This window comes from Pseudoalteromonas shioyasakiensis (assembly GCF_019134595.1).
GTDB classification, from domain to species: domain Bacteria; phylum Pseudomonadota; class Gammaproteobacteria; order Enterobacterales; family Alteromonadaceae; genus Pseudoalteromonas; species Pseudoalteromonas shioyasakiensis_A.
Window position 1 is genome coordinate 1,635,271 of sequence record NZ_CP077770.1, and the last position, 24,189, is coordinate 1,659,459.

At 40.4% G+C, this 24,189-nt stretch carries 18 protein-coding genes; 9 read left to right on the top strand and 9 right to left on the bottom strand.

Translation table 11 applies throughout. The annotated features are described in order from the left end of the window. Positions 1 to 31 precede the first annotated feature (31 nt). Positions 32 to 2,254 (bottom strand): NADP-dependent isocitrate dehydrogenase, encoded by a 2,223-nt coding sequence (locus tag KQP93_RS07620; protein WP_217876538.1) that lies wholly within the window; start codon positions 2,252 to 2,254, stop codon positions 32 to 34. A 432-nt stretch (positions 2,255 to 2,686) separates the two neighbouring features. Next, positions 2,687 to 2,902, bottom strand: coding sequence for a cold shock domain-containing protein CspD (gene cspD / locus KQP93_RS07625; RefSeq protein ID WP_036968098.1), 216 nt, complete (start codon positions 2,900 to 2,902; stop codon positions 2,687 to 2,689). A 209-nt stretch (positions 2,903 to 3,111) separates the two neighbouring features. On the opposite strand from cspD, the gene clpS reads away from it, so the two are divergent. Continuing rightward, positions 3,112 to 3,420 carry an ATP-dependent Clp protease adapter ClpS gene (clpS, locus tag KQP93_RS07630; protein WP_161804337.1) on the top strand — a complete coding sequence of 103 codons (309 nt, stop codon included), beginning with the start codon at positions 3,112 to 3,114 and terminating at the stop codon, positions 3,418 to 3,420. A gap of 71 nt (positions 3,421 to 3,491) precedes the next feature. Further along, on the top strand, positions 3,492 to 5,756 hold the full coding sequence (gene clpA / locus KQP93_RS07635; RefSeq protein WP_217876539.1) for an ATP-dependent Clp protease ATP-binding subunit ClpA: 2,265 nt from the start codon (positions 3,492 to 3,494) through the stop codon (positions 5,754 to 5,756). Positions 5,757 to 5,928: 172 nt separating this feature from the next. Here the strand turns inward: clpA and infA are convergent, their stop codons facing one another. The 4 genes from infA to trxB all read right to left on the bottom strand — a co-directional run bounded on the left by infA (position 5,929) and on the right by trxB (position 8,707). Further along, positions 5,929 to 6,147 carry a translation initiation factor IF-1 gene (infA, locus tag KQP93_RS07640; RefSeq protein WP_002962494.1) on the bottom strand — a complete coding sequence of 73 codons (219 nt, stop codon included), beginning with the start codon at positions 6,145 to 6,147 and terminating at the stop codon, positions 5,929 to 5,931. Positions 6,148 to 6,237: 90 nt separating this feature from the next. Then, on the bottom strand, positions 6,238 to 6,942 hold the full coding sequence (locus tag KQP93_RS07645) for an arginyltransferase (protein ID WP_217876540.1): 705 nt from the start codon (positions 6,940 to 6,942) through the stop codon (positions 6,238 to 6,240). After that, positions 6,935 to 7,651 carry a leucyl/phenylalanyl-tRNA--protein transferase gene (gene aat, locus KQP93_RS07650; RefSeq protein WP_217876541.1) on the bottom strand — a complete coding sequence of 239 codons (717 nt, stop codon included), beginning with the start codon at positions 7,649 to 7,651 and terminating at the stop codon, positions 6,935 to 6,937. The genes KQP93_RS07645 and aat overlap by 8 nt, the downstream gene beginning before the upstream one ends. Positions 7,652 to 7,756: 105 nt before the next feature. After that, positions 7,757 to 8,707: a thioredoxin-disulfide reductase gene (gene trxB / locus KQP93_RS07655; protein WP_054551466.1), complete on the bottom strand. Its 951-nt coding sequence runs from the start codon at positions 8,705 to 8,707 to the stop codon at positions 7,757 to 7,759. 288 nt (positions 8,708 to 8,995) lie between these two features. Here trxB and pssA point away from each other — a divergent pair, with 288 nt between their 5' ends. After that, positions 8,996 to 10,321 (top strand): CDP-diacylglycerol--serine O-phosphatidyltransferase, encoded by a 1,326-nt coding sequence (gene pssA / locus KQP93_RS07660; RefSeq protein WP_217876542.1) that lies wholly within the window; start codon positions 8,996 to 8,998, stop codon positions 10,319 to 10,321. 58 nt (positions 10,322 to 10,379) lie between these two features. On the opposite strand, the gene KQP93_RS07665 is transcribed toward pssA, so the two are convergent. Further along, complete coding sequence (locus tag KQP93_RS07665; protein ID WP_217876757.1) at positions 10,380 to 11,123, bottom strand: YciK family oxidoreductase; 744 nt, start codon at positions 11,121 to 11,123, stop codon at positions 10,380 to 10,382. 228 nt (positions 11,124 to 11,351) lie between these two features. On the opposite strand from KQP93_RS07665, the gene KQP93_RS07670 reads away from it, so the two are divergent. Both KQP93_RS07670 and sohB read left to right on the top strand, forming a co-directional pair. After that, positions 11,352 to 13,784, top strand: a complete 2,433-nt coding sequence (locus KQP93_RS07670; protein ID WP_217876543.1) for a VolA/Pla-1 family phospholipase — start codon at positions 11,352 to 11,354, stop codon at positions 13,782 to 13,784. Positions 13,785 to 13,899: 115 nt separating this feature from the next. Next, on the top strand, positions 13,900 to 14,916 hold the full coding sequence (gene sohB, locus KQP93_RS07675; RefSeq protein ID WP_217876544.1) for a protease SohB: 1,017 nt from the start codon (positions 13,900 to 13,902) through the stop codon (positions 14,914 to 14,916). Positions 14,917 to 14,979: 63 nt separating this feature from the next. On the opposite strand, the gene KQP93_RS07680 is transcribed toward sohB, so the two are convergent. Continuing rightward, positions 14,980 to 16,311 carry a dicarboxylate/amino acid:cation symporter gene (locus KQP93_RS07680; RefSeq protein WP_217876545.1) on the bottom strand — a complete coding sequence of 444 codons (1,332 nt, stop codon included), beginning with the start codon at positions 16,309 to 16,311 and terminating at the stop codon, positions 14,980 to 14,982. Between the two features lie 192 nt (positions 16,312 to 16,503). Between KQP93_RS07680 and KQP93_RS07685 the strand changes: the two genes are divergently transcribed. The 4 genes from KQP93_RS07685 (at position 16,504) to KQP93_RS07700 (ending at position 23,697) form a co-directional block, all read left to right on the top strand. Continuing rightward, positions 16,504 to 19,932 (top strand): hypothetical protein, encoded by a 3,429-nt coding sequence (locus KQP93_RS07685; RefSeq protein WP_217876546.1) that lies wholly within the window; start codon positions 16,504 to 16,506, stop codon positions 19,930 to 19,932. A 308-nt stretch (positions 19,933 to 20,240) separates the two neighbouring features. Then, positions 20,241 to 22,901 carry a type I DNA topoisomerase gene (gene topA / locus KQP93_RS07690; RefSeq protein WP_217876547.1) on the top strand — a complete coding sequence of 887 codons (2,661 nt, stop codon included), beginning with the start codon at positions 20,241 to 20,243 and terminating at the stop codon, positions 22,899 to 22,901. A gap of 145 nt (positions 22,902 to 23,046) precedes the next feature. Then, complete coding sequence (locus KQP93_RS07695) at positions 23,047 to 23,502, top strand: carboxymuconolactone decarboxylase family protein (RefSeq protein WP_217876548.1); 456 nt, start codon at positions 23,047 to 23,049, stop codon at positions 23,500 to 23,502. Between the two features lie 9 nt (positions 23,503 to 23,511). Next, complete coding sequence (locus KQP93_RS07700; RefSeq protein ID WP_217876549.1) at positions 23,512 to 23,697, top strand: YrhK family protein; 186 nt, start codon at positions 23,512 to 23,514, stop codon at positions 23,695 to 23,697. A 67-nt stretch (positions 23,698 to 23,764) separates the two neighbouring features. Here KQP93_RS07700 and KQP93_RS07705 read toward each other — a convergent pair whose 3' ends face one another. After that, positions 23,765 to 24,007 carry a hypothetical protein gene (locus tag KQP93_RS07705; protein ID WP_054551458.1) on the bottom strand — a complete coding sequence of 81 codons (243 nt, stop codon included), beginning with the start codon at positions 24,005 to 24,007 and terminating at the stop codon, positions 23,765 to 23,767. Between the last annotated feature and the right edge of the window lie 182 nt (positions 24,008 to 24,189).

The window sequence follows — 24,189 nt, forward strand, 5'->3', positions numbered from 1 at the left end:
TTTTATAGCTAATTAATTAGGTTTAAATGAATTAAACCAGTTTAGCTAGGATGTCATTAAATGTTGAGCTTGGACGCATTGCTTTGAATGCTAACTCATCATTTGGTTGGAAGTAACCGCCAACACTCATTGCTGGACCTTGTGCATCGTTTAATTCAGTAACGATTTGGTCTTTTTGAGACTCAAGATCAGCAGCGATTTGTGTGAACTGTGCTTTTAATTCCGCATCATCATTTTGTGCAGCAAGTTCTTGTGCCCAGAATAGTGAAAGGAAGAAGTGCGAACCACGGTTATCAATCTCTTTCACTTTACGTGAAGGTGATTTGTTTTCAGCTAGGAAAGTACCTGTCGCTTTATCAAGCGTATCAGCAAGAACTTGTGCTTTCTTATTACCAGTATTAACTGCTAAATGCTCTAAAGAAGCCGCTAGCGCTAAGAACTCACCTAATGAATCCCAACGTAAGTGGTTTTCTTTTTCGAACTGTTGAACGTGCTTAGGCGCTGAACCACCTGCACCTGTTTCGAATAAGCCACCACCATTCATAAGTGGTACGATTGAAAGCATTTTAGCACTTGTACCAAGCTCAAGAATTGGGAATAAGTCAGTTAGGTAGTCACGTAATACGTTACCAGTTACTGAAATAGTGTCTTTACCTTCTTTGATGCGCTCTAATGAGAACTTAGTCGCTTCAATTGGTGCTAAGATGTGGATCTCAAGACCATCAGTATCATGTTGTGGTAAATACGCGTTTACCTTTTTGATTAGCTCAGCATCGTGTGCACGGTTTTCGTCTAACCAGAAAACTGCTGGCGTGTTAGTTGCGCGAGCGCGATTAACAGCAAGTTTAACCCAATCTTGGATTGGTGCGTCTTTCACCTGACACATACGCCAGATATCACCTTGCTCAACAGCATGCTCAAGTAAAGTTGTACCAGCTGTGTCAACTACACGGATTGTACCAGCAGCAGCTACTTCAAACGTTTTGTCGTGTGAACCGTACTCTTCAGCTTTTTGAGCCATAAGACCAACGTTAGGTACGCTACCCATAGTTGTTGGATCGAATGCGCCATTTTCTTTACAGAAATCGATAGTTGCTTGGTAAACACCTGAGTAACAACGATCTGGAATTACAAAGCTAGTGTCTTGTAATTTACCTTCGCTATTCCACATTTGGCCGCTAGAACGGATTGCAGCAGGCATTGATGCATCGATGATCACATCACTTGGTACGTGAAGGTTAGTGATACCACGGTCAGAATCAACCATTGCAATAGCAGGGTTGTTGTCGTATACCGCTTGGATATCAGCTTCGATTTCAGCTTTCTTAGCTGCATCTAGGCTTTCGATTTTTGAGAATACATCACCAAAGCCGTTGTTTACGTCAACATCTAGCTCTTTGAAAAGATCAGCGTGCTTTGTGAATACATCTTTGAAGAAAACTTTTACAGCGTGACCGAAGATGATTGGGTCAGACACTTTCATCATAGTTGCTTTCATGTGTAATGAGAACAACACGCCTTTGTCTTTTGCTGCTTGAATTTCTTTTGCAAGGAAAGCTTGAAGCTTAGCAGCACTCATGCGAGAAGCGTCAATTACTTCACCTGCTAGTAATGGTGTGCTTGCTTTAAGAACTGTGATGTCACCATTTTCAGCAACATGCTCGATACGTACGTCAGTTGCTTCTGCAACAGTGACTGACTGCTCAGAACCGAAGAAGTCACCGTCTTCCATGCTAGCAACATAAGACTCAGAATCTTTGCTCCATGCACCCATTGAGTGTGGATTGTTACGTGCGTACTCTTTTACTGAACCTGGAGCACGACGGTCTGAGTTACCTTCACGAAGTACCGGGTTTACAGCAGAACCTTTGATTTTGTCGTAAGTTGCTTTAACTTTCTTTTCTTCATCAGTTTTTGGCTCTGAAGGGTAGTCAGGTAATGCGTAACCTTTTTCTTGTAACTCTTTAATTACTGCACGTAGCTGAGGGATAGAAGCACTGATATTAGGTAACTTGATAATGTTAGCTTCAGGTGTTTTAGCCATTTCACCTAATTCTGCAAGTGCATCATCAATACGTTGATCTTCAGTTAAGTACTCAGGGAAGTTTGCAATTACACGACCCGCTAATGAAATATCGCGAGTTTCAACTTCAACACCCGCAGCGTTAGTATATGCTTGGATGATTGGTAACAATGAATACGTCGCAAGAGCTGGCGCTTCATCTGTTTTAGTATAGATAATTTTTGATGTCATCATCATTCCTAGATAGTTGGCGTAATGTTTGGTAAAGACTGCTAGCAGTAACCCTTAATTAGCCATATTCAACAATGCAATAGATAGCCTTGAATTACCAAGCTTAAGTGCCTTGATAAAACAACAGCAAGCAGTCTGTTAGCTGTTGCAACTCAATACATAGTACTAAAATAACCACAGCTGACAGACTGTAAAATTCTTATAGCTCAAATAAGCAAATTATGAAATTAGCCAAAAGCCTTACGTCAAAATGACGAAAAAGCTAAATTTAAGCAACAAGAGTGTAACAAGCTTGGCTCTAAAGGGCTAATAACAATTAAACAATTGGGGTAAAGAAATGGAATTTCAAGGGAAGTGAAAGATATATTTAAATGAGAAGAGTAAGCGAGGATCTTAACAAGGTCGCTCGCTTGATACTCGAATAGGTTTTACCTAAGAGATTTCATCGTTAGGCGCAATATTCGTTGCGTGTAACCCTTTTGGACCTTGTTGCAATTCGAATGTTACATCTTGACCAGCTTTAAGTGTTTTATAACCGTCCATTACAATCGTTGAGTAATGAGCGAATATATCAGTCTCGCTGCCGTCTTCTACGATGAAGCCAAAACCTTTGGCATTGTTGAACCATTTGACTTTTCCACAAGCCATACTTCTACATCCTTCTATAAGTTGACTAATTTAGTTATTCTAAACCGTGTAATTTGCTAGACTGACTAATGATTAATCAATCTATATTTGACTGTAGTTTATTTAGCCAGTCAGTCAAGTGTTTTAGACTATTTTTTAACAATTTATTTATTTTTTTATTCAAGTTTGCTTGAGTTCTAAAGACAAGACTATATTTAATTATGAGTGGCATGAAAGATTCTGGTGTTATTGAAACAGTTCGCGATAGTGAAAAGCAAAAATTGCAACCACCGCGAAAATATAAAGTCATTTTAAATAATGATGATTACACGCCTATGGACTTTGTGATAGAAGTACTAATGACGTTTTTTAATATGGATAGCGATAGAGCAACAGATGTGATGCTTCAAGTTCATCATAACGGTAAAGCAATATGCGGTGTTTACAGCGCTGATGTAGCTCATACCAAAGCTGAACAAGTTAATCGTTACGCACGAGACAACGAGCATCCACTGCTATGTAGTTGTGAGCAGGAATAAATACCAAGGTAGGGTGAACTAATTAGCCCGTCACAACGGTATATAAATATTATCTCAGTAAGGGGTTGCCAATGCTAAACAAAGACTTAGAACTAACCTTGAATGCGGCGTTTCGCGAAGCGAGAACACGCCGTCATGAATTTATGACCGTCGAGCATCTTTTACTTGCACTGCTCGATAACCCTTCTGCTGGAGAAGCGCTAAACGCCTGCGGCGTAGACATGAGCGCATTAAAAGTCGAATTATCAGATTTTATTGACGAAACAACGCCGGTTATTCCTGATCTTGAAGAAGACAGAGAAACACAACCTACGTTAGGTTTTCAGCGTGTATTGCAGCGCGCTGTATTTCACGTGCAATCATCAGGCAAAAACGAAGTAACTGGCGTTAATGTGCTAGTGGCAATTTTTTCTGAGCAAGAAAGCCAAGCAGTATATTTACTCAAAAAATCAGATGTTAATCGTTTAGATATTGTTAACTTCATTTCGCATGGTATCTCTAAAACAGATGATGATATCGGCGGTGAAGACCACGATGACATTCATGAAGAAGTGCAAGAAGTGCAAGGTGAAGAGCCGACTAAGCTTGAAAACTTTACGACTAACCTGAATCAACAGGCAATTGATGGCAATATTGATCCATTAGTGGGTCGTGATAACGAAGTTGAACGCACTGTACAAGTGTTATGTCGTCGTAAGAAGAACAACCCGCTCTTGGTTGGTGAAGCTGGGGTGGGTAAAACAGCCATTGCTGAAGGCCTCGCTTATCGCATTGTAAACAAAGAAGTACCTGATGTGATTGCCGATGCAGTGGTCTACTCACTCGACATGGGCGCATTATTAGCCGGTACTAAATATCGTGGTGATTTTGAAAAACGTTTTAAATCGCTACTTAAAGAGCTACAAGCTAAACCAGGTTCAATTTTATTTATTGATGAAATTCATACCATCATTGGCGCAGGAGCTGCATCGGGTGGGGTTATGGATGCATCGAACCTAATTAAACCGCTACTATCAAGTGGTAAGCTACGCTGCATGGGCTCAACTACTTACAATGAGTTCAAGAATATCTTTGAAAAAGACCGTGCGTTAGTACGTCGTTTCCAAAAAATTGATGTACTTGAGCCAAGTGTGGCTGATACCACAAAAATTCTTAACGGCTTAAAAGAGCGTTATGAAGAGCACCATGGTATTCGTTATACACAAAAAGCATTGAAAGCAGCTGCAGAACTTAGTGCTAAATACATTAATGAACGTCACTTACCAGACAAGGCTATTGATGTTATTGATGAAGCAGGTGCTAATCAGCGTTTACAGCCAGTTTCTAAGCGTAAGAAAACCATTGGTGTGGCGGATATCGAGCTAATTGTATCTAAGATGGCGCGTATTCCTCAGCAAAGCGTTTCATCAAGCGATAAAGAGACACTTAAAAACCTTGACCGTAATTTGAAGATGCTGGTGTTTGGTCAAGACCAATCAATCGATGCGTTGACTTCAGCAATTCGTTTATCGCGCTCTGGCCTTGCTAACGAAGATAAACCTGTGGGTTCGTTCTTATTTGCAGGCCCAACAGGGGTTGGTAAAACAGAAGTTACTAAGCAGCTTGCTAAGTGTATGGGTGTTGAGTTTATTCGTTTTGATATGTCTGAATACGTTGAACGTCATGCGGTGAGTCGTCTAATTGGTGCGCCTCCTGGTTATGTCGGTTTTGAGCAAGGTGGTTTATTAACTGAAGCGGTAATTAAAAACCCGCATGCAGTTGTACTACTGGACGAAATTGAAAAAGCACATTCAGATATTTACAACATTCTACTGCAAGTAATGGATCACGGTACGCTTACTGATAACAACGGTCGTAAAGCCGATTTCAGAAATGTGGTAGTGGTGATGACCACGAATGCGGGTGTACAAGAGACTGTACGTAAGTCAATTGGCTTTACCGAACAAGACCATTCTCATGATGCGATGAGTGAAATCAACAAAGTGTTTTCACCTGAGTTTAGAAACCGCTTAGATAATATCATTTGGTTTAATCACCTTGAGAAAGAGATTATCTTGCAAGTGGTTGATAAGTTTATTGTTGAGTTACAAGCGCAACTTGATAAGAAGTCGGTTAACCTTGAACTTACATCAAAAGCAAGAGAGTGGTTGGCAGATAAAGGCTACGATAAAGCGATGGGTGCACGCCCGATGTCGCGTGTTATCCAAGATGAGCTTAAAAAGCCGCTTGCAAATGCAATCTTGTTTGGTGAGCTAGCCGATGGTGGTTCAGTTAAGGTATCGGTTAAAGACAAGAAAATCCATTTTGACTTTGAGACTAGCCTAGAAACAGCTTAATTTATTAAGCTTAAAACAAAAAGCCCAGCAATTGCTGGGCTTTTTGTTTATTAAATGGAATTAAAACTAAGTTAGTTTTAACACCATTTAACAAACGCTTTTAGCTCTTTGTAATAAACACACCTGCTCATTCAAAGCAGCAAAAAGCTAAATCTCTCGTTAACGCACTAACTTAGCGAGCACGGAATACGATGCGACCTTTCGATAAATCGTAAGGAGTCATTTCTACGGTTACTTTGTCGCCGGTTAAGATGCGGATGTAGTTTTTGCGCATTTTACCAGAGATATGAGCCACAACAACGTGACCATTTTCTAGCTCAACTCGGAACATTGTATTTGGTAAAGTATCAAGGACCGTACCTTGCATTTCGATTACGTCTTCTTTCGCCATGTTTAGCGTAACACCTCTTTAATAGTTAAACGCTGCAGATTTTGCCGAAAATACGGCAATAAGTAAAGCTACAGGGCTCATTTTTGTCAATTAAATCGCCAACCACTCGTCGCCAATGTGCTTTTGTGCAGGCAAAAATTGGGTTTTATATTTCATTTTAGTGCATTCGTCGATTTGGTAACCTAAATAGACGAATTGTTTTGCTTGTTGTTTTGCAAATTTAATTTGTTCCATGATCATGATGCTACCAATACTGTATTGCTCATAATCTGGGTCAAAAAAGGTATAAATTGCTGATAGGGCATTGGTCATGCAATCGGTTACCGCGACCGCAACTAATTTATCGCCATCTCTTAACTCTATAAACGTAACGGGTAGCCATTGGCAAAACAAAAAGCTTTCGTACTGACTTTGGTCAGGCGGAAACATTGAACCATCTTGATGCCTATGCGTGATGTATTTGCAATATAACGGGTAATATTCTGCGCGTTCGTATTCACTATAACTGACCGTGAAAACCTTATTTGCTTTATTTAATTTGCGCTTTTGTGATTTTGAAGGGGTAAATTGTTGGGCCAAAACGCGCACTGAATTACAAGCATTACAAATAGGGCAATGTGGACGATAGATTTGGTCGCCACTGCGTCTAAAACCCAATGCTAATAACTGTTCAAATTTATCAGGGCAATAACAACTTGGATCAAGTATAACAAGTAGTTGTTCCTGACGGTCGGGTAAATAACTGCAATCAAATTGCTGGCTTAAACCAAGCCTAGCGGGTAAGTGCTCAGTCATAAATATTAATCAACTCTTGTGGTTGCCACATATCTTTTTTAGGCACATAACTGTGCGCTAATTTAAGTCTAGTTAAAAATTCTCTGCGTGGGATAACTTTTGCACCTAAAGTGATTAAATAAGGGTTTTCTAGTTGGCAATCAATAAAATGGGCTTGGTGCTTCTTAAGCCAATTAACTAATGCCCACATCGCCAGTTTTGAGCCATTACTGACTTGATGAAACATTGATTCTCCACAAAATATGCCGTTTTGCATAATGCCATAGAGACCAGCTACGAGTTCATCTTCGTGCCATATTTCAAGGCTGTGTGCTAGAGCCTGATGGTGCGCTTCAATGTAGGCATGCATCATTTGCTCAGTGATCCAGGTACCTTCTGCATCGATACGTTGCTCTCGACAGGCATTGATAACGTGAGCAAATGCGTGATTTATGGTTACACGCACAGGAAAACGCTTTAAATGCTTTTTTAAGCTGCGACTAATATGAAATTCATTAAGCTCAATAACACCGCGCATGCTCGGTGACCACCACATAATGGGCTCATAGTCACTAAACCAAGGGAAAATCCCTGTGTTGTAGGCATTTTTAATGCGCTCAACTGACAAATCCCCGCCAATTGCTAGCAGGCCGTCGGGCTCATCAAGGGCGAGTTCTGGATTTGGAAATTCAACAGTCTCTGGCGAGAGTTGGTACAGTTGCTTGATCATATCAGCGTATCGTTATTATTTGCTCTGATTTTAACAAAAAATTAGCTATAAAAAAGGGGCTGTTTCACAACAGCCCCTAGTATTTAGTACTTTAGATCAACTATTTTATAGGTTATCTAAGAAGCGTTCAGCATCAAGTGCAGCCATACAACCCGTACCTGCTGATGTGATTGCTTGGCGATAAATGTGATCAGACACATCACCTGCAGCAAATACACCTGGTACGCTTGTTTGTGTTGCGTTACCGTTTAAACCAGACTGAACGACTAAATAGCCGTCTTTCATCTCTAGCTGACCTTCAAACATGTCAGTGTTTGGCTTGTGGCCAATTGCAATGAATACACCGGCAAGATCTAAGTTTTCTGTTTCTTCAGAATCAGTTGCTTTAATGCGAATGCCAGTTACGCCCATTTCATCACCAAGTACTTCATCCAAAGTACGGTTGTAATGTAAAACAACGTTACCGTTTTCAGCTTTTTCTTTTAAACGATCGGCTAAGATTTTTTCACTACGGAAGCTGTCACGACGGTGGATAACGTGAACTTCATCAGCGATATTTGATAAGTAAAGTGCTTCTTCAACAGCAGTGTTACCACCGCCCACAACCGCTACTTTTTGACCACGGTAGAAGAAACCATCACAGGTTGCACAAGCAGAAACACCACGACCTTGGAAGTTAGTCTCTGATTCTAAACCTAAGTATTTAGCCGACGCGCCTGTTGCGATAATTAATGCATCACACGTATATGTGCCTGAGTCACCAGTTAAAGTGAAAGGGCGCTTTGAAACATCAACTTTATTAATGTGATCAAAAACAATTTCAGTTTCGAAACGTTCAGCATGCTCTTTCATACGGTCCATTAATGCTGGGCCTGTTAAGCCGTGTGCATCGCCTGGCCAGTTTTCAACTTCTGTGGTTGTCGTTAACTGACCACCTTGCTGAATACCAGTGATAAGAACAGGGTTAAGGTTGGCACGTGCTGCGTATACCGCTGCCGTGTAACCAGCTGGGCCAGAACCTAAGATTAATAGTTTACAGTGTTTTGCGTCACTCATGGTTTTTCCTAAAAACGTTTCAATACGATGTCTATGCGCCCGATTCTAAGAAAAACAAGGCGGATGTAAACAAAAGCCCTGATTATTTTTTTAGTCAAATCGCTAAGCTGTCAAATAATCCTTACTTATTATAATTTAAATAACTCTTTTTGCTCATAAAACAGGCTAATTACAAATTGTTCTGTGATCAAAGTACGGTAATTCATGACCAAGCAATATTTTTTTGGTATGTTTTAGCTAATTTTGATATTAGCTCTTGGTATGAGCTAACTAAACGAACAGGCAATTATGGTATTTTGGCAGGAAAAGCCCGCTTTTGGGCTGACTACAGAAGACGTACAGGTCTTAACCAATGCAAAAGAGTATCGCACTGAACTATTGCGTTTAATTGGTGCAGCGAAAAAAAGAATTTATATTACTGCTTTATATTTGCAAGACGATGAAGCTGGGCGAGAAATATTAACGGCGTTACATGAGGCATCACTTGCTAACCCTGAGTTAGAAGTAAAAGTACTCGTTGATTTTCACCGAGCTCAACGTGGTTTAATTGGTGCGGCTAAGTCTGATGGCAATGCCAGCATGTATTGTGATTTTCAAGAGCAGTATCAATCAAATGTAAAAGTTCATGGTGTTCCTGTAAAAGCCAAAGAGCTTTTCGGGGTACTGCATTTGAAAGGCTTTGTGATTGACGACAAATTGTTATATAGCGGAGCAAGCTTAAATAATGTGTATCTGCAGCAAGACGAACGTTATCGTTTAGACCGCTACTTTTTAGTTCGCCAAGCTGGTTTATGTAATTCGGTCATCGAATTTATAGAAACACATCTTTTAAGCTCAGCTGCAGTACCGCGTATTGATATGCGTCCACTGGTAAAATTTAATGATATTAAAGTTGCGCAAAAACAATTGATGCGTGAACTTAAATCCGCAAGTTACGAAAGCGCTGCAGAAGCCAGTGCAGGTGAGCTGGGTGTACGCTTATTTTTAGGTTTAGGGCGTAGAAGTAATAAACTGAATCGATTAATTAAATCGTTATTCGATACCACAGAGCAAGAACTTGTTCTTTATACTCCTTACTTTAACTTTCCTGCACCTTTAATGCGCTCATTACGCCGCTTATTAAAGCAAGGCAAGCAGGTAACTATTGTGGTAGGGGATAAAACCGCAAACGATTTTTATCTGCCGCCAAGTGAGCCGTTCAGTAAAATTGGTGCATTACCTTATTTATACGAAACCATTTTGTATAAGTTTTTAAAGTCACAAAAACGCCACATCAGTAATGGTAATTTGAATGTTTACCTTTGGAAGCACGAAAGTAACTCTTTTCACTTAAAAGGGATTTGCTCAGATAAGCGCTTACATTTATTAAGTGGACATAATTTAAATCCGCGCGCATGGGGCTTAGATATCGAAAACGGTATTTTAATTGACGACCCTAAGCAGCACATTCTTGAGCAAATAGAAAATGAAAAACAAGCTATTTTGCAGCACTGTCGTCGTTTGACAGGTCCACAGGATTTAGAGACGATGGATGACTATCCTGCACCGGTTAAAAAACTGTTGGGGCAGGCTAAACGTGTAAAAGTTGATTTTATTATCAAACGTTTTATTTAATCGAAAATTAAAAAAGCAGCGAAAGCTGCTTTTTTGTGTTAGATATTAGTTATCGGGCTTATTTTTGTTGAGCATCTAAAGACTGGCCGTTCACCTCTTTAGACTCGTCGCTCATCAAGTATAAATATGTTGGCATTAAATCTTCGGGTGTTGCTAACTTATCTCTATCTTCACCAGGGTACGCTGATGCACGCATCGATGTGCGGGTAGCACCTGGGTTAATACAGTTTACGCGAATATTGGTTTTACCCACTTCACAAGCCCAAGTTTGCATCATACCTTCAACAGCAAATTTTGAGATTGCATACGCACCCCAGTGTTCACGGCCTTGGCGACCAACACCTGATGAAGTAAAAATAACAGATGCACTATCAGATTTGCGAAGCAGAGGGAACATGAATTTAGTGATCATAGCTTGTGCAGTTACATTCACTTTCATGATGTTTTCAAAGGTAGAAACACAGAAATGCTCAAGGGGACCTAATGAACCTAAAATACCTGCGTTATTGAGTAAACCATCTAACTTACCGAACTGCATTTCGATGGTTGCAGCTAAGTCACGGTAGTTTTGTTTTGTGGCACCTTTTAAATCCATTGGCACAATAGCCGGTTGTGGGTAGCCTGCATTTACAATTTCATCGTAAACACATTCAAGTTTATTGGTTGTTTTTCCTAGTAAAATAACAGTGGCACCATGCTTAGCATAAGTTAATGCGGCAACACGACCAATGCCGTCACCAGCACCTGTTATTAAAATTACTTTGTCTTTTAGCGCATTATCTGCGGCTTTATAAGTATGCATAAACGTACCATCGATTAGATTTTTCATCATTTTACCATAGCAAAAAGCCAAGTTATCGAATTTATTGCAAATTAAGGTGGCGAAAATTGAAACTTTACGTTAACTTTAACTGGTCTAATGTCTCATTAATAACCTAATTACATTAAATTAACTTAGAATGAAGGTAGTAGAATAACTACTTTTAACCTTGAACACACAATAACAATAAGATTTGCGCGGAGCGAAATTATGAAAAAACTGCTACTCTCACTAGCCATTGCGTCAGCCATTACTGGCTGTGGTGGAGGAGAAACATTAGAAGATGTAAAAAATGATAACCCTCCTGTTCTCCCAACCGCGACAGTAAAATTTGACCCAGCGAATAGTGTAATCTCAGTACCGAATGATTTACTGATGAGTGGTACCCTTGATGGTACTTTAAACATGCCGGGTGAATTAGACGACAACAATGTCAGTGTTGAACGTGCAGCTTATGCTGATCCTCAGCTTGCACTTGGTGCCCTTGATGGCTGGTCAACACAAACTCCGTTTAAAATCGATTTAACTTTTCCTGCGGGTATCTCTCTTGATATGACATCTGCTGCTTCACCAGGAGCTGTGCGTATTTTTGAAGTTGTAATGGGTGCAAGCCAAACAGATGAAACTTGCTCGCAAGTGCCAGCAGGTATCGCTTGTAAATTAGTCTCTGAGTTAACCTTTGGCGTAGACTTCATCACTCAAGGTTCTGGTGATGCGGTTGCTGTGATCCCACTTAAGCCATTTAAAGCTGGCAGCACTTACATTAATGTTTTGACAACGTCATTAATGGACTCAGAAGGGCGTTCAATTGAGCCATCTTCAACTTATGCGTTAGTGAGTGAAGAGACTACTCTTATTACTGATTCACAAAAGTCACTTCAAGCGGTTATCAATAGCTACGAAAATGCAGTGACATCGGGCGGTGCCATCACAAAAGATGAAATTATCTACTCTGCTGCGATGACAATGCAATCAGCAGGTCAAGTGCTTGGTACAGTAAAACAGCTTTTAGCGGCTAGTCTTTCGCAACCAGCCTTGCCAACGCCGATGGTGCAGATTCCTGACCAACCAGTTATTACAGTTGAGCAAGTATTTGCATCACAGGGTGTTACTGGTTTATCACCTGTATTTGGTGGTGTGCAATATCAAAAAGGTAGCGTGATGTTACCTATGTATTTAGCTACGCCTACAGGCACATCGGTTGATGATTTATCAGCGACTTACTGGCAAGGTTTATGTGATAGTGGTGTTGCTGTGTTAGGTTATGCGGCCGCTGCGGGTGACTCATTCCCAACAGATCCTATTAGCGAAACTGATGGCCTTTGTATGGCGTTAAGTGAAGGCAAGTTACGTGATTTAGGCTTAGACCAAACTAAACACTTAACTAAGTACAACACAATTCCAAAGACACAAAGCATTGCGAACGTGCCAGTACAAATTACTAAACCAATTTTACCTGTGATCAATGCAATACGTGGTCAGTTAGGTATGGATGAGTTAGCAATGCCTGAAGGTGGTTGGCCTGTCGTTATCCTTCAGCACGGTATTACTTCTAAAAAAGAAGATATGCTTGCTATTACCGCACAGCTAACAATGCAAGGCTTTGCAACAGCTGCAATCGATCATCCTATGCATGGTGAGCGTGGTGTAGACGTAGACGGTGATGGCACTGATGATTTCAATGCCTCTACAGGTTCTGTATTAAGCTATATGAACTTACAGTCATTATTAGTAGCGCGTGATAGCTTACGTCAATCAGTTGCTGATTTACTTGGCTTACGCTTAGGTCTTAACTTTACCGGTTCTGCTGATTTAAATGCGCAAGATGTATCATTCTTAGGTCATTCATTAGGCTCGGTAGTTGCTCCAGCATTTGTTGCTGTGACTAATGCACCGCTAGCTGACCAAGTTGATCCAATGTTCAACGTTAAAAGCGTAGCACTTGCCAGTGGTGGTGGCGGTATCGCAAGTTTCTTAATTGAGTCAAATACATTTGGCCCATTTGTACAAGGCTCGGTATTACTTGCTGCTGGTATTGAAGAGTCAGCTGAGTTTGGTGCGTATGCTCAAAATGAAGCGTTATCAAACTGTGGTTCACTTGCCTCGAATCAAACTGCTTTCGTTACGTGTGCTTATAAAGAATATATTGGTTCACTAACGGTTGCTGGTGAAACTGCAAAACTAGCAAATATTCAAAGTGTGATCACTCAATTTGCTTTTGCTGCGCAAACAGCACTTGATAGCGGCGACCCTTCTAACTATGCAGCATCTGTTGCAGCACTTGGCACGCCAGTGTACATGAGTGTAGTGGTTGGCGATGGTGCTAACAACAATGCTGATATGGTTATTCCACCTATGGTAGCGAGTAACCCAATTGCTGGTAGCTTACCTCTTGCTAACCTAATGGGTTTATCAACCGTGGCTGAAACACAAGGCCCAACAGCTGATGCAATGAGTTATGTGGTTAAATTCACTAAAGGGCACCACAGCTCAGTGTTAACACCTGCTGCAACGGCAGATTCAGGTGCAACAGCTGAAGAAAGTGCAGCGGCAACTGCAGAAATGCAATTGCAAATCGCGACTTTCCTAGCAACCCGTGGTCAGTATCTTCAGGTGACTAATCCAGAAGTTGTTACTGAATAATCGAAACCTTACTAATTAAGTAAACACCAATTAAGTAAAAAGCCACATCATGTGGCTTTTTTTTGCTTTAAAGCGTGGTAAATTGTGCCGATGCATTAATAAATGGAGAGTTTGATTGGAATTTTTATATGAATATGGGTTATTTTTTGCAAAAACCCTGACATTTGTCATCGCAATTGCTGTGATTGTTGCCATTATCATGGGCGCTGCAGTGAAACCTAAAGCGAAGAAAGGTGAGATAACGATTGATGATTTGAGTGAGCAACTTGATGATCTTAAACAAAGCTTTATCGAAAATACTCTTTCAAAAAAAGAGCTCAAGGCTCACCAAAAACAGCAAAAAGCTGAGACTAAAAAACAGCAAAACGACGAGCCTAAATCACGTTTATATGTAATTGACTTTAATGGCAGTGTTGATGCCCACGAAGTAGAAAGCCTACGAGAAGAAATTACCGCTATTTTAACCATTGCCGACAAAGAAAAAGATCGCGTGCTGGTACGCCTTGAAAGTGGTGGTGGTGTGGTGCACGGCTATGGGCTTGCCGCTTCTCAATTGCAACGCTTACGTAATGCTGGAATTCATTTAACGGTTGCGATTGATAAAGTAGCAGCAAGTGGTGGCTATATGATGGCTTGTGTGGCCAATGAGATTGTTGCAGCACCCTTTGCAATTGTTGGCTCGATTGGCGTTATTGCACAAATTCCTAACTTTAATAAAATCTTGAAAAAGAATGATGTTGATTTTGAGCAAATCACCGCTGGTGAATACAAGCGTACATTAACTATTTTTGGTGAAAACACCGATAAAGGCCGTGAAAAGTTCAAAGAAGAGATTGAACAGACTCATGGTTTATTCAAAACTTTTGTAAGTGAGCAGCGTCCATCACTAGATATTGATAATGTTGCAACCGGTGAGCATTGGTTTGCCACTCAAGCATATGATAAAGGCTTAGTTGATAAGATTGACACAAGTGATGATATCTTATTGAGCCAAGCTAAAGAGCGTCAAATTTATAAAGTGAAATACCGTATTAAAAAGAATTTAAGCGATAAGCTAGCCGTTGGTTTAAGTTCTGGAGTAAGTAAAGCGGGTGTTAGTTTAATGTCACGTTTTAAAGGCTTAAATCCATAATCAAGCACTATCAATAAAAAACCCGCTAACTTAGCGGGTTTTTTATGGGCTGCGAATAAGTCTTTACTTAATTGACTTATGATAGTCTTCTAAATCTTTAGCGGCATTTGGGTCGTTAAATACGTCCTCATCAAATTCACCTTCAGATTTTGCAACCACACAGGTAACCATACAGTCACCGGTTACGTTGACAGCGGTACGTGTCATATCGAGTAAACGGTCAACACCAATGATGATAGCAATACCTTCTACAGGTAAGCCTACTTGGTTTAGTACCATGGCTAACATAATAAGACCAACACCAGGTACACCCGCAGTACCTACAGAAGCAAGTGTTGCAGTTAAAATTACCATTAAGTAATCAGAAATTGTTAAATCAACAGAAAATACCTGTGCGATGAACACGGTCGCAACACCCTGCATAATTGCTGTGCCGTCCATGTTAATGGTTGCGCCTAGAGGTACAGTAAATGAAGCAACTGAATTGTGAGCACCTAATTTCTTGCTCGCAGTTTCAAGGGTAATAGGCATAGTTGCACTTGAGCTAGATGTACTAAATGCAAATAGGCAGGCGTTTTTCATCTTCTTTAAAAACGTAATTGGGTTAAGGCCAGTAAATAACTTTAACAAGACACTGTAGTTAACTAAACCATGGAACAGAAGTGCAAATACAACCACACCGAAGTATAAAGCAAGGCTCTTAATTAGCTTTAAGTCGATGGTTGTAAAGAGTTTTGCCATTAAGAAGAACACACCATAAGGTGCAATGTTCATAAGTAAGGTAACTAGCTTTAAAATAACAGTGTTTAAGTCTTCAAAAACATTTGCAACACGTTGGCCTGCTTTACCGCTAAGGGCCATAGCAACACCGAATAATAATGCAAAAACAATAACCTGAAGCATGTTACCACTTGCCATGGCATCTATAGGGTTTGTTGGAAACATACCAATAATGACTTGCGCAAGGGTAGGTGCTTCTTTTGCACTGTAGTTAGCATCCGAAGGTAAGTTGATTCCTTCACCTGGGTTTACTAATAAGGCCAAGGTAATAGCAACAGTAATCGCGATTGCGGTCGTTGCTAAATAAAGCAAGATAGACTTACCACCTAAACGGCCTAACTTTTTAGGATCGCTTAAGCTGCAAGTACCACAGACTAATGATACAAAAACCAGTGGCACCACAAGCATCTTTAAGCTTGCGATGAAAATTTGGCCACCAACATGGAAAATACCATCAACAAAAAATGCTTTAATTGGTAAAGAGAATAACCCTAGTGGAATAAGGAAATCGTCTTCACCCGCTAAAATGGCTTGGAAGATAAAACCAACGATTACACCCAGTACCATACCTAACATGATACGAGATGTAAGGCTTAAAGATCGTACTTTTGACATACACCCAGTCTATTTTTTTATAAATTTGGCCATAGACTACCAGCATGAAGATTTTTATACAGAAAAATTCGATAAATAGTTAAAGAATTTCGCTTCCATTAGAGGAAAAAAATTATGATCTTCGTTTAATTTTTAGGTTAATATTAGGTAAACATACATATAAATAAGAAATAGCTAACTAGGGAGAGGGCGATGCCTTTATTACGATGGCTAAGTATTTTGTTTTTCAGCTCATTGTTAGCCGCCTGTGGCGGTGGTGGATCATTAGACAGTGATTCATCTGATGGCGGTGACGGCACAACAGAAGAGCCAAACTATGTAGTATCTGTTCAAGGCTACAACCAATCTTCATCAGAAGAAGCGAATACTGTTACAGCTGATTCACCTCTAACTATTTCGGCAACGCTGACAAATAGCGGTGTAGCAGTTGTTGGCGAAGTAGTCAGTTTTAGCCTTAATGGCGATATTGGCTTGCTGGACCCTGTATCTGGTACGGTATTGACGAATGCGGACGGTGTGGCATCGATTACGTTGACTGCAGGCAATACTGCAGGGGCTGGCATAATTACTGCCACATACGCTAATGGCGAAGAGACTTTTACTGACACTTTTGGCTTTACATCAGATGGTTCTGAAACAGATGACTCGAGTGTTAGTGGCAGTATTACTCTTGATGTGTCAATTTTAGACAGCGCTGGCTCCCCATTTACAGTTGATAACCCTGTTAGCAAAGATAATAAAGGGACAGTTACTGCAACTTTATTAGAAGAAGATCAGCCTTTACAGGGGCAGCTAATTTCTTTTACAACAAATTATACAGGCAAAATCACTCCTGTATTAGGCACTGCATTAACTGATGCAAATGGTGAAGCTTCAGTAACGTTAAGCAGTGGGGATTCTAAAGGGGCTGGTCAAGTTGTTGCTACATACACGGATGAAAGCGGTAACACTATAACTAAAATTGCAGGCTTTATCTCAAATGGTGATGATGCTCCTGTTGAAAGTGCCGAAGCGGAACTTGATATCAAGCTGTTGCAAGGGTGCGCAACTAACTGGGAGGCTAATCGTAATACAACATCACTTGAAACAACTTACCTAGCTTCAGGGTGTCGTGTCGTAAATCAGTTTTCATCTGACGAACTCATCGACGTAATGGTAAAAGTAACTGATACAAGTTCGGGTGATGGTATCGACGGTATTATCGCTGAGCTTTCGACTGATCTTGGCGCTTTATTACCAGAATCAGGAAAAGCGCTTACTGACAACTTCGGTTTTGCAATTTTAAAATTACAACCTGGCGCAAATAGTGGTGCAGGTGAAGTGTCTGTTACTGCAAAATCGGTGACAGCATCAAAAGCATTTGAAATTGCAACTGCAGAGTTAAGTGTAGAAATTTCCAATGGCTTATATAACAAAGTAGACGATACTGGCAATGTTATTGATGACGAATTTGTACCACTTGCAGCTGGCGCAACAACGGTTATTACAGTCAGTATTTATGATGCTGACGGCGCGCTGTTTGTAACGCCATTAGATGTTGAGTTTACATCTGGTTGCGTTGAGTCAGATCTTGCTGTTATGGATGAAACCGCGACAAGCATTAGCGGTATTGCAACTGCGACATACAGAAGTAACGGCTGCAACACAACACAAGGTGATACGGTTACAGCAACAGTCCTTACCGGTGGAACCCCAAAAGTTGTTTCAGTGAATGTCCCTGTATCAGCCGCTGCTGTAAGTTCGATTGAATTTGTTGAAGCAACCGAGAATGTAATTGCGCTAAAAGGTACCGGTGGCGTATCTCGAAAAGAAATTAGCCAACTTACATTTAAGTTAACAGACGAAATTGGTAATACGGCTAAACAAAAGCGCTTAGATTTTCGTTTAAGCTCAACGAATGGGGGTATTTCACTTTCTGAGGTAACAGATGCAACTGGTTATTCTCATGCTAGTGTATCTACAGATTCAGAAGGTTTGGCACGAATTCAAGTTAATTCTGGTTTTGTACCTCAAGCTGTTCGCGTGCAAGCATGCTACATACCGGATGAATTTATCCCTGAAGATCAAAATGATAATGTGACTTGTTGGAAAGAGCTTTATGACGAATGCCTCCTTGATGAAGCAGACCGAGATAGCAATGTATCATGTCCAACTGGTGAGCTTTCGTTAGTTTCTTTAGACCAGCAAGTCACAACTGTATCTGATCTTGTTTCAATCAGCTCAGGTTTACCTGATGGTAATAGTTTCACGGCTGCACCAACGAATTTTAATATCGAAGCATTAAATTATAATGGTGATCTTGAAGAAATTAACGTTTATCTAGCCGACCACTTTAATAACCCTGTTCCTGATGGCACATCTGTATATTTAACAACAGAAGGCGGTGCTATAGGAACAATTGATGGCACAGAGTTTAACCCTCAGCTGGAATGTAATACAGTCGATGGGCAATGTGTTACCCAATGGCGCTCTCAAAATCCAAAACCATTTACAGAAGCTAAATGGGGTAACAGAATCAACAGCGTTAATCCAAAAACTGATGCAATTAACTGTGATCTTTATTTTGGAGCCGCAGCGCCTTGTATGGCAGGTATTTTAAATGCGGCGTTTGATGAGGATGGTGTGCCATTAGGTGGCCGTGCCACAGTTCTTGTAACGGCAAAAGGTCAAGAGTCATTTATCGACATTAATGGCAATGGCCGCTTTGACACCAACGAATATTATAGCGGCTATGACCTGACAGAAGCATTTATCGATCATAATGAAAATGGTTATTATGATGGTTTAGCAGCAATTTACGACCCAGTTACTGCATCAGTGACAAAGGCCGCTGAAAATTGTCAAGAAGGTGCTACTGATGATCCGTGTAGTCCAGAAAATACGAATGCGGGTCATTTTGAAGAAAATTGGGATATTGATCTTAATGGAATGCATACACTCGCTGATGGAAAATATAATGGTTTAGTGTGCCGAGAAGAAGCAACAACGCCTTCAGATAGTGATACTTTTGAAAGCCTGTGCACTAAAGAGTTAGTTGATATTCGAGATTCGTTTGAAATCATTATGTCAGGTAGTACAGCTTATTCTCGGTTTGTAGTGACAAAAAATGAATTGCGTAGTCGATTTGCAGCTGCTCTTGCTGAAACAACTGAGGATGATCCTACAGTTTTCACCGATAATGCAATGCAACTTGCTAGGGATATTGAGGAATGTAATCCAATCCGACGTTTTCCTGCAGCTGATGTAAAAGGTGCGTTTGTTCTCGATTTAGAGGAAACAGCTGATACTAATTATTGCGATGTGAGAAATATCAACATTACAACTGCTGATTCTGGAACTGAATTAGCCGCGTTAACTTTCGCAGTCTATTACTCTGATATTTTTAATAATCCAATGCCTGCAGGAACGAGTGTATCTGTAACTACTGATAATGGTGAGTACAGTGGGACCGATGGTTTTGAACTTCGAAATTCATCAGCAACAGCAGCATTTGGGGAGACTTTATCAATCAGTCGTGAAACAGAAGGGAATGATAAAACAGAAGGCTTTTTAACTGTTGAATTTACAACAGGGAAAGGCAACATTTCAACTGCTCGAATTGCAATTAGTGACGATGGCTAGCCAGTAGTTAATTGTTTAAATTTAAAAAAATGCCAACCAGAAGGTTGGCATTTTTGTTGCTGTTCTATATATTCCCCTTGAAATTACCGCAAAACACCACATTGACTAAATTAGCAACAAAAATTGTTTAATTATTCACTCAATGAAGAAAAGTTTCTATTAAAAGCTTGTAACAATTGGTGTTTGTAGATATACCTATAAATATTCGTGCTCCAATGTTAAAAATCATACTTATTTTTTTAATGTGATGGATATACATTTATAAGGGCAAAAAACTTTTAAAAATACTCGGTCAGAAATAGGCAGCTATGGGCAAATCACTTGTAATTGTAGAGTCTCCAGCAAAGGCTAAAACAATTAATAAATACTTAGGTAACGATTTCATCGTAAAGTCCAGCGTTGGACATGTGCGTGATCTACCAACTTCAGGTTCAGGCAAAACGAAGACTGCAGCGACGAAAACCCCTGCTGAAGTGCGAAAAATGTCACCAGAAGAAAAAGCTGCCTATAAAAAGCAACGCGATTATAAAAATCTTGTTGCTCGCATGGGTATTGATCCTGAAAAAGGCTGGGAACCACATTACGAAGTCTTACCGGGCAAAGAGAAAGTTGTTCAAGAATTAAAAAAACTTGCTGAAAACGCCGATAAAATCTATCTCGCAACCGATTTGGATAGAGAAGGGGAAGCCATTGCATGGCACCTCGAACAGATTATCGGTGGAGAGCCTGAAAAGTATAAAAGAGTTGTTTTTAACGAAATCACTAAAAATGCTATTCAACAGGCATTCGAAACACCTGGTGAATTAAACACTGACATGGTTTACGCGCAACAAGCGCGTCGTTTCCTTGACCGTGTAGTGGGCTTTATGGTGTCGCCATTATTGTGGGCTAAAGTTGCACGTGGCTTGTCAGCCGGTCGTGTGCAATCTGTCGCAGTGCGTTTACTTGTTGAGCGTGAACGCGAAATCAAAGCATTTATTCCTGAAGAGTTCTGGGATATCCACGCAGATGTTAAAAATACTGAAGCAGCTTTACGTCTAGAAGTAACCAAACACGCTGACAAGCCTTTTAAGCCAGTTAATGAAGAGCAGGCGATGTCAGCCGTTAGTCAACTTGAAAAAGCTGACTACAAGGTCATTAGCGTTGAAGAAAAGCCTAGTAAGAGTAAACCGAGTGCACCATTTATTACTTCAACCATGCAACAGGCAGCAAGTACACGCCTAGGTTATGGTGTTAAGAAGACCATGATGCTGGCTCAACGCTTATATGAAGCAGGTCACATTACTTATATGCGTACCGATTCAACTAACTTATCGAAAGATGCGGTTGAAATGTGTCGTGATTACGTGACAGAGCAGTTTGGTGAGAAGTATTTACCGAAAGCACCGATTAGTTATAGCTCTAAAGGTAATGCACAAGAGGCGCACGAAGCGATTCGTCCTTCTAGTGTTACTGTGTTGTCTGGTCACTTAGACGGTGTTGAAGCGGATGCGAAAAAACTGTATGAATTAATTTGGCGTCAATTTGTTGCCTGCCAGATGGTTCCTGCAGAATACGATTTAACAACCTTAACAGTTGGTGCTGGTGATTATCAGTTAAAAGCAAAAGGCCGCGTGCTTCGCTTTGATGGTTGGACTAAAGTTCAGCCGGCTGTTCGTAAAAAGAATGAAGAAGATCAATCACTACCTGCGGTTAAAGAAGGTGATGTACTCTCGCTTGTTGAGTTAGACCCTAAACAACATTTTACAAAGCCACCTGCACGTTTTAGTGAAGCAAGCTTAGTTAAAGAATTAGAAAAGCGCGGCATCGGCCGTCCTTCTACGTATGCATCTATTATCTCAACGATTCAAGACCGTGGTTACGTACGTGTTGAAAACCGCCGTTTCTTCGCCGAAAAAATGGGTGAGATTGTTACAGACCGCTTAGTCGAGAACTTCGAAGACCTGATGAACTTTGATTTTACCGCTAAGATGGAAGGTCGTCTGGATGATATTGCTGAAGGCGAACGTGTTTGGACACAAGTTCTTGATAAATTCTACGCGGACTTTTCAACTCAGCTTGAAATTGCCTCAGGCGATGAAGAGCGGGGTGGTATGCGTCAAAACCAAATGGTCGAGACTGATATCGATTGTCCGACTTGTGGTCGTAAGATGGGTATTCGTACTGCATCAACCGGTGTATTCTTAGGTTGTACAGGTTACAACCTGCCACCAAAAGAGCGTTGTACTACAACTATGAACTTGGTGTCAGGCGATGAAGCTATTGCTGCAGATGTGGAAGACGTAGAAACTGAATCATTGATGCAAATGAAGCGTTGCCCAATCTGTGAAACGGCAATGGATTCATACCTGATCGACGAAACACGTAAATTACATGTGTGTGGTAACAACCCAGCATGTAAAGGGCATATCGTTGAACAAGGTACCTTTAAAATTAAAGGTTACGACGGCCCTATTATCGAATGTGATAAATGCGGCTCAGACATGCAGTTAAAATCGGGTCGTTTTGGTAAGTACTTCGGTTGTAGTAATGAAGAGTGTAAAAATACACGTAAGTTGCTTAAAAACGGTGAAGCCGCGCCACCAAAAGAAGACCCAGTTCATTTACCTGAACTTGAGTGTGAAAAATCAGAAGCTTACTTTGTACTACGTGATGGTGCATCGGGTATCTTCTTAGCTGCAAATACTTTCCCTAAATCGCGTGAAACGCGTGCGCCGAAAGTTGAAGAGTTAAAACGTTTTAGAGATCGTATTTCTGAAAAGTTCTATTACCTTGCAGACGCACCTGCAAAAGACCCTGATGGTAATCCTTCTGTCGTTCGATACAGCCGTAAAAATAAAGAGCAGTATGTAATGAGTGAAGTAGATGGTAAAGCCACAGGCTGGACTGCTCACTACCAAAATGGCAAGTGGGTAGAAGAGAGTAAAAAGAAAGCGCCAGCTAAGAAAAAAGCGGCGGCTAAAAAGTAAGTTTACATCTATCTAGATTATAAAAAGGGGTTGCAGTTGCAACCCTTTTTTTATGCTTGTATGGCATTGCAAATGTCGATTTTTACCAATCTTTGCTTTTAGGCTGTTGTTATTCTGTCAACAACATCAAGACAGGAGATTTAAAATGCAAACACGTTTATCACAACAGCAAGTTTATTCACTCAACCCAGGGCTTGTTAAACATTTAACTGGGCTTAGCGCACTGCCAGAAGATACAAACATAACCACTAAGCTCGCTGATTTAGTAAGACTAAGAGTATCGCAAATTAATGGCTGTGGGTTTTGTCAGCATATGCATTCCGCAGAGCTGAGAAGCCATGGTGAGCGTCAACAGCGACTCGATGTACTGGCCGCTTGGCGTGAAGTCCCTGTGTTTTCAGAACAAGAAACGGCAGCACTCGCTTGGGCTGAAGCCTTAACAAATGTCATTGATAAACATGTTGAAGACGATGTTTACAACCAAGTGTTTGCTATCTTTAACGAAAAAGATATCGTGACCATAACGGCGGTAGTACTGGAGATAAACAGCTGGAACCGCATAGTTAAAGCATTTCACTTTATCCCTGAATTAACAGAATAAGGAATGGTTATGAAATTTACACTCGCACCTAAAGTTAATGCGCTAGTGAATATCTTATCAGCATGTGCTTTTTTCTTTGGTAGTACTTTATTTTTACCTTCATTTATAGAATATGCCACAGTGGGGGTGGTGTTATTCATGGTAGGTTCGTTATTGTTTTTATTAAGTGCATTAGCAGATTTTTACAGCCATTAAAAACAAAAAACCGGAGCGCACATCATTGTGTCATTCCGGTTTTTCTATATTCTAAGTAGGCGTAAAATTAGATTTGTACGTCTTTTACTTTTTTATAGCCTTCAGCTTCAAGCTCATCGTTTACACATTTTAATACGTATGGCTTTAATTCTTCGTTGCTGATGTCATCATCTTTTGCCCAGTTTAAACACATTTCAGTGTATTCTTTGATCATTTCAGCTGATGCTTCAGGTGCTTCGTTAGCGATTGCATTCGTTGCTGACACGCTTAAAACAGGTGCCAAAATTAGTGCTAGCAATGCTTTTTTCATTTAATTATTCCTAATCAACAAAAGTAATTATTACCGGCTCAATTGCACAGTAATGGTGCGCAATGTGTATCTCACTTTGCTTGAGTGAATTTATAAACTAAATTTCAAAAAAAGATAACGAAAAATTTTTATCGTAAAGATAAGCAAAAAATAACCATTCTTTTTGCTTCTAATGCTGGTAA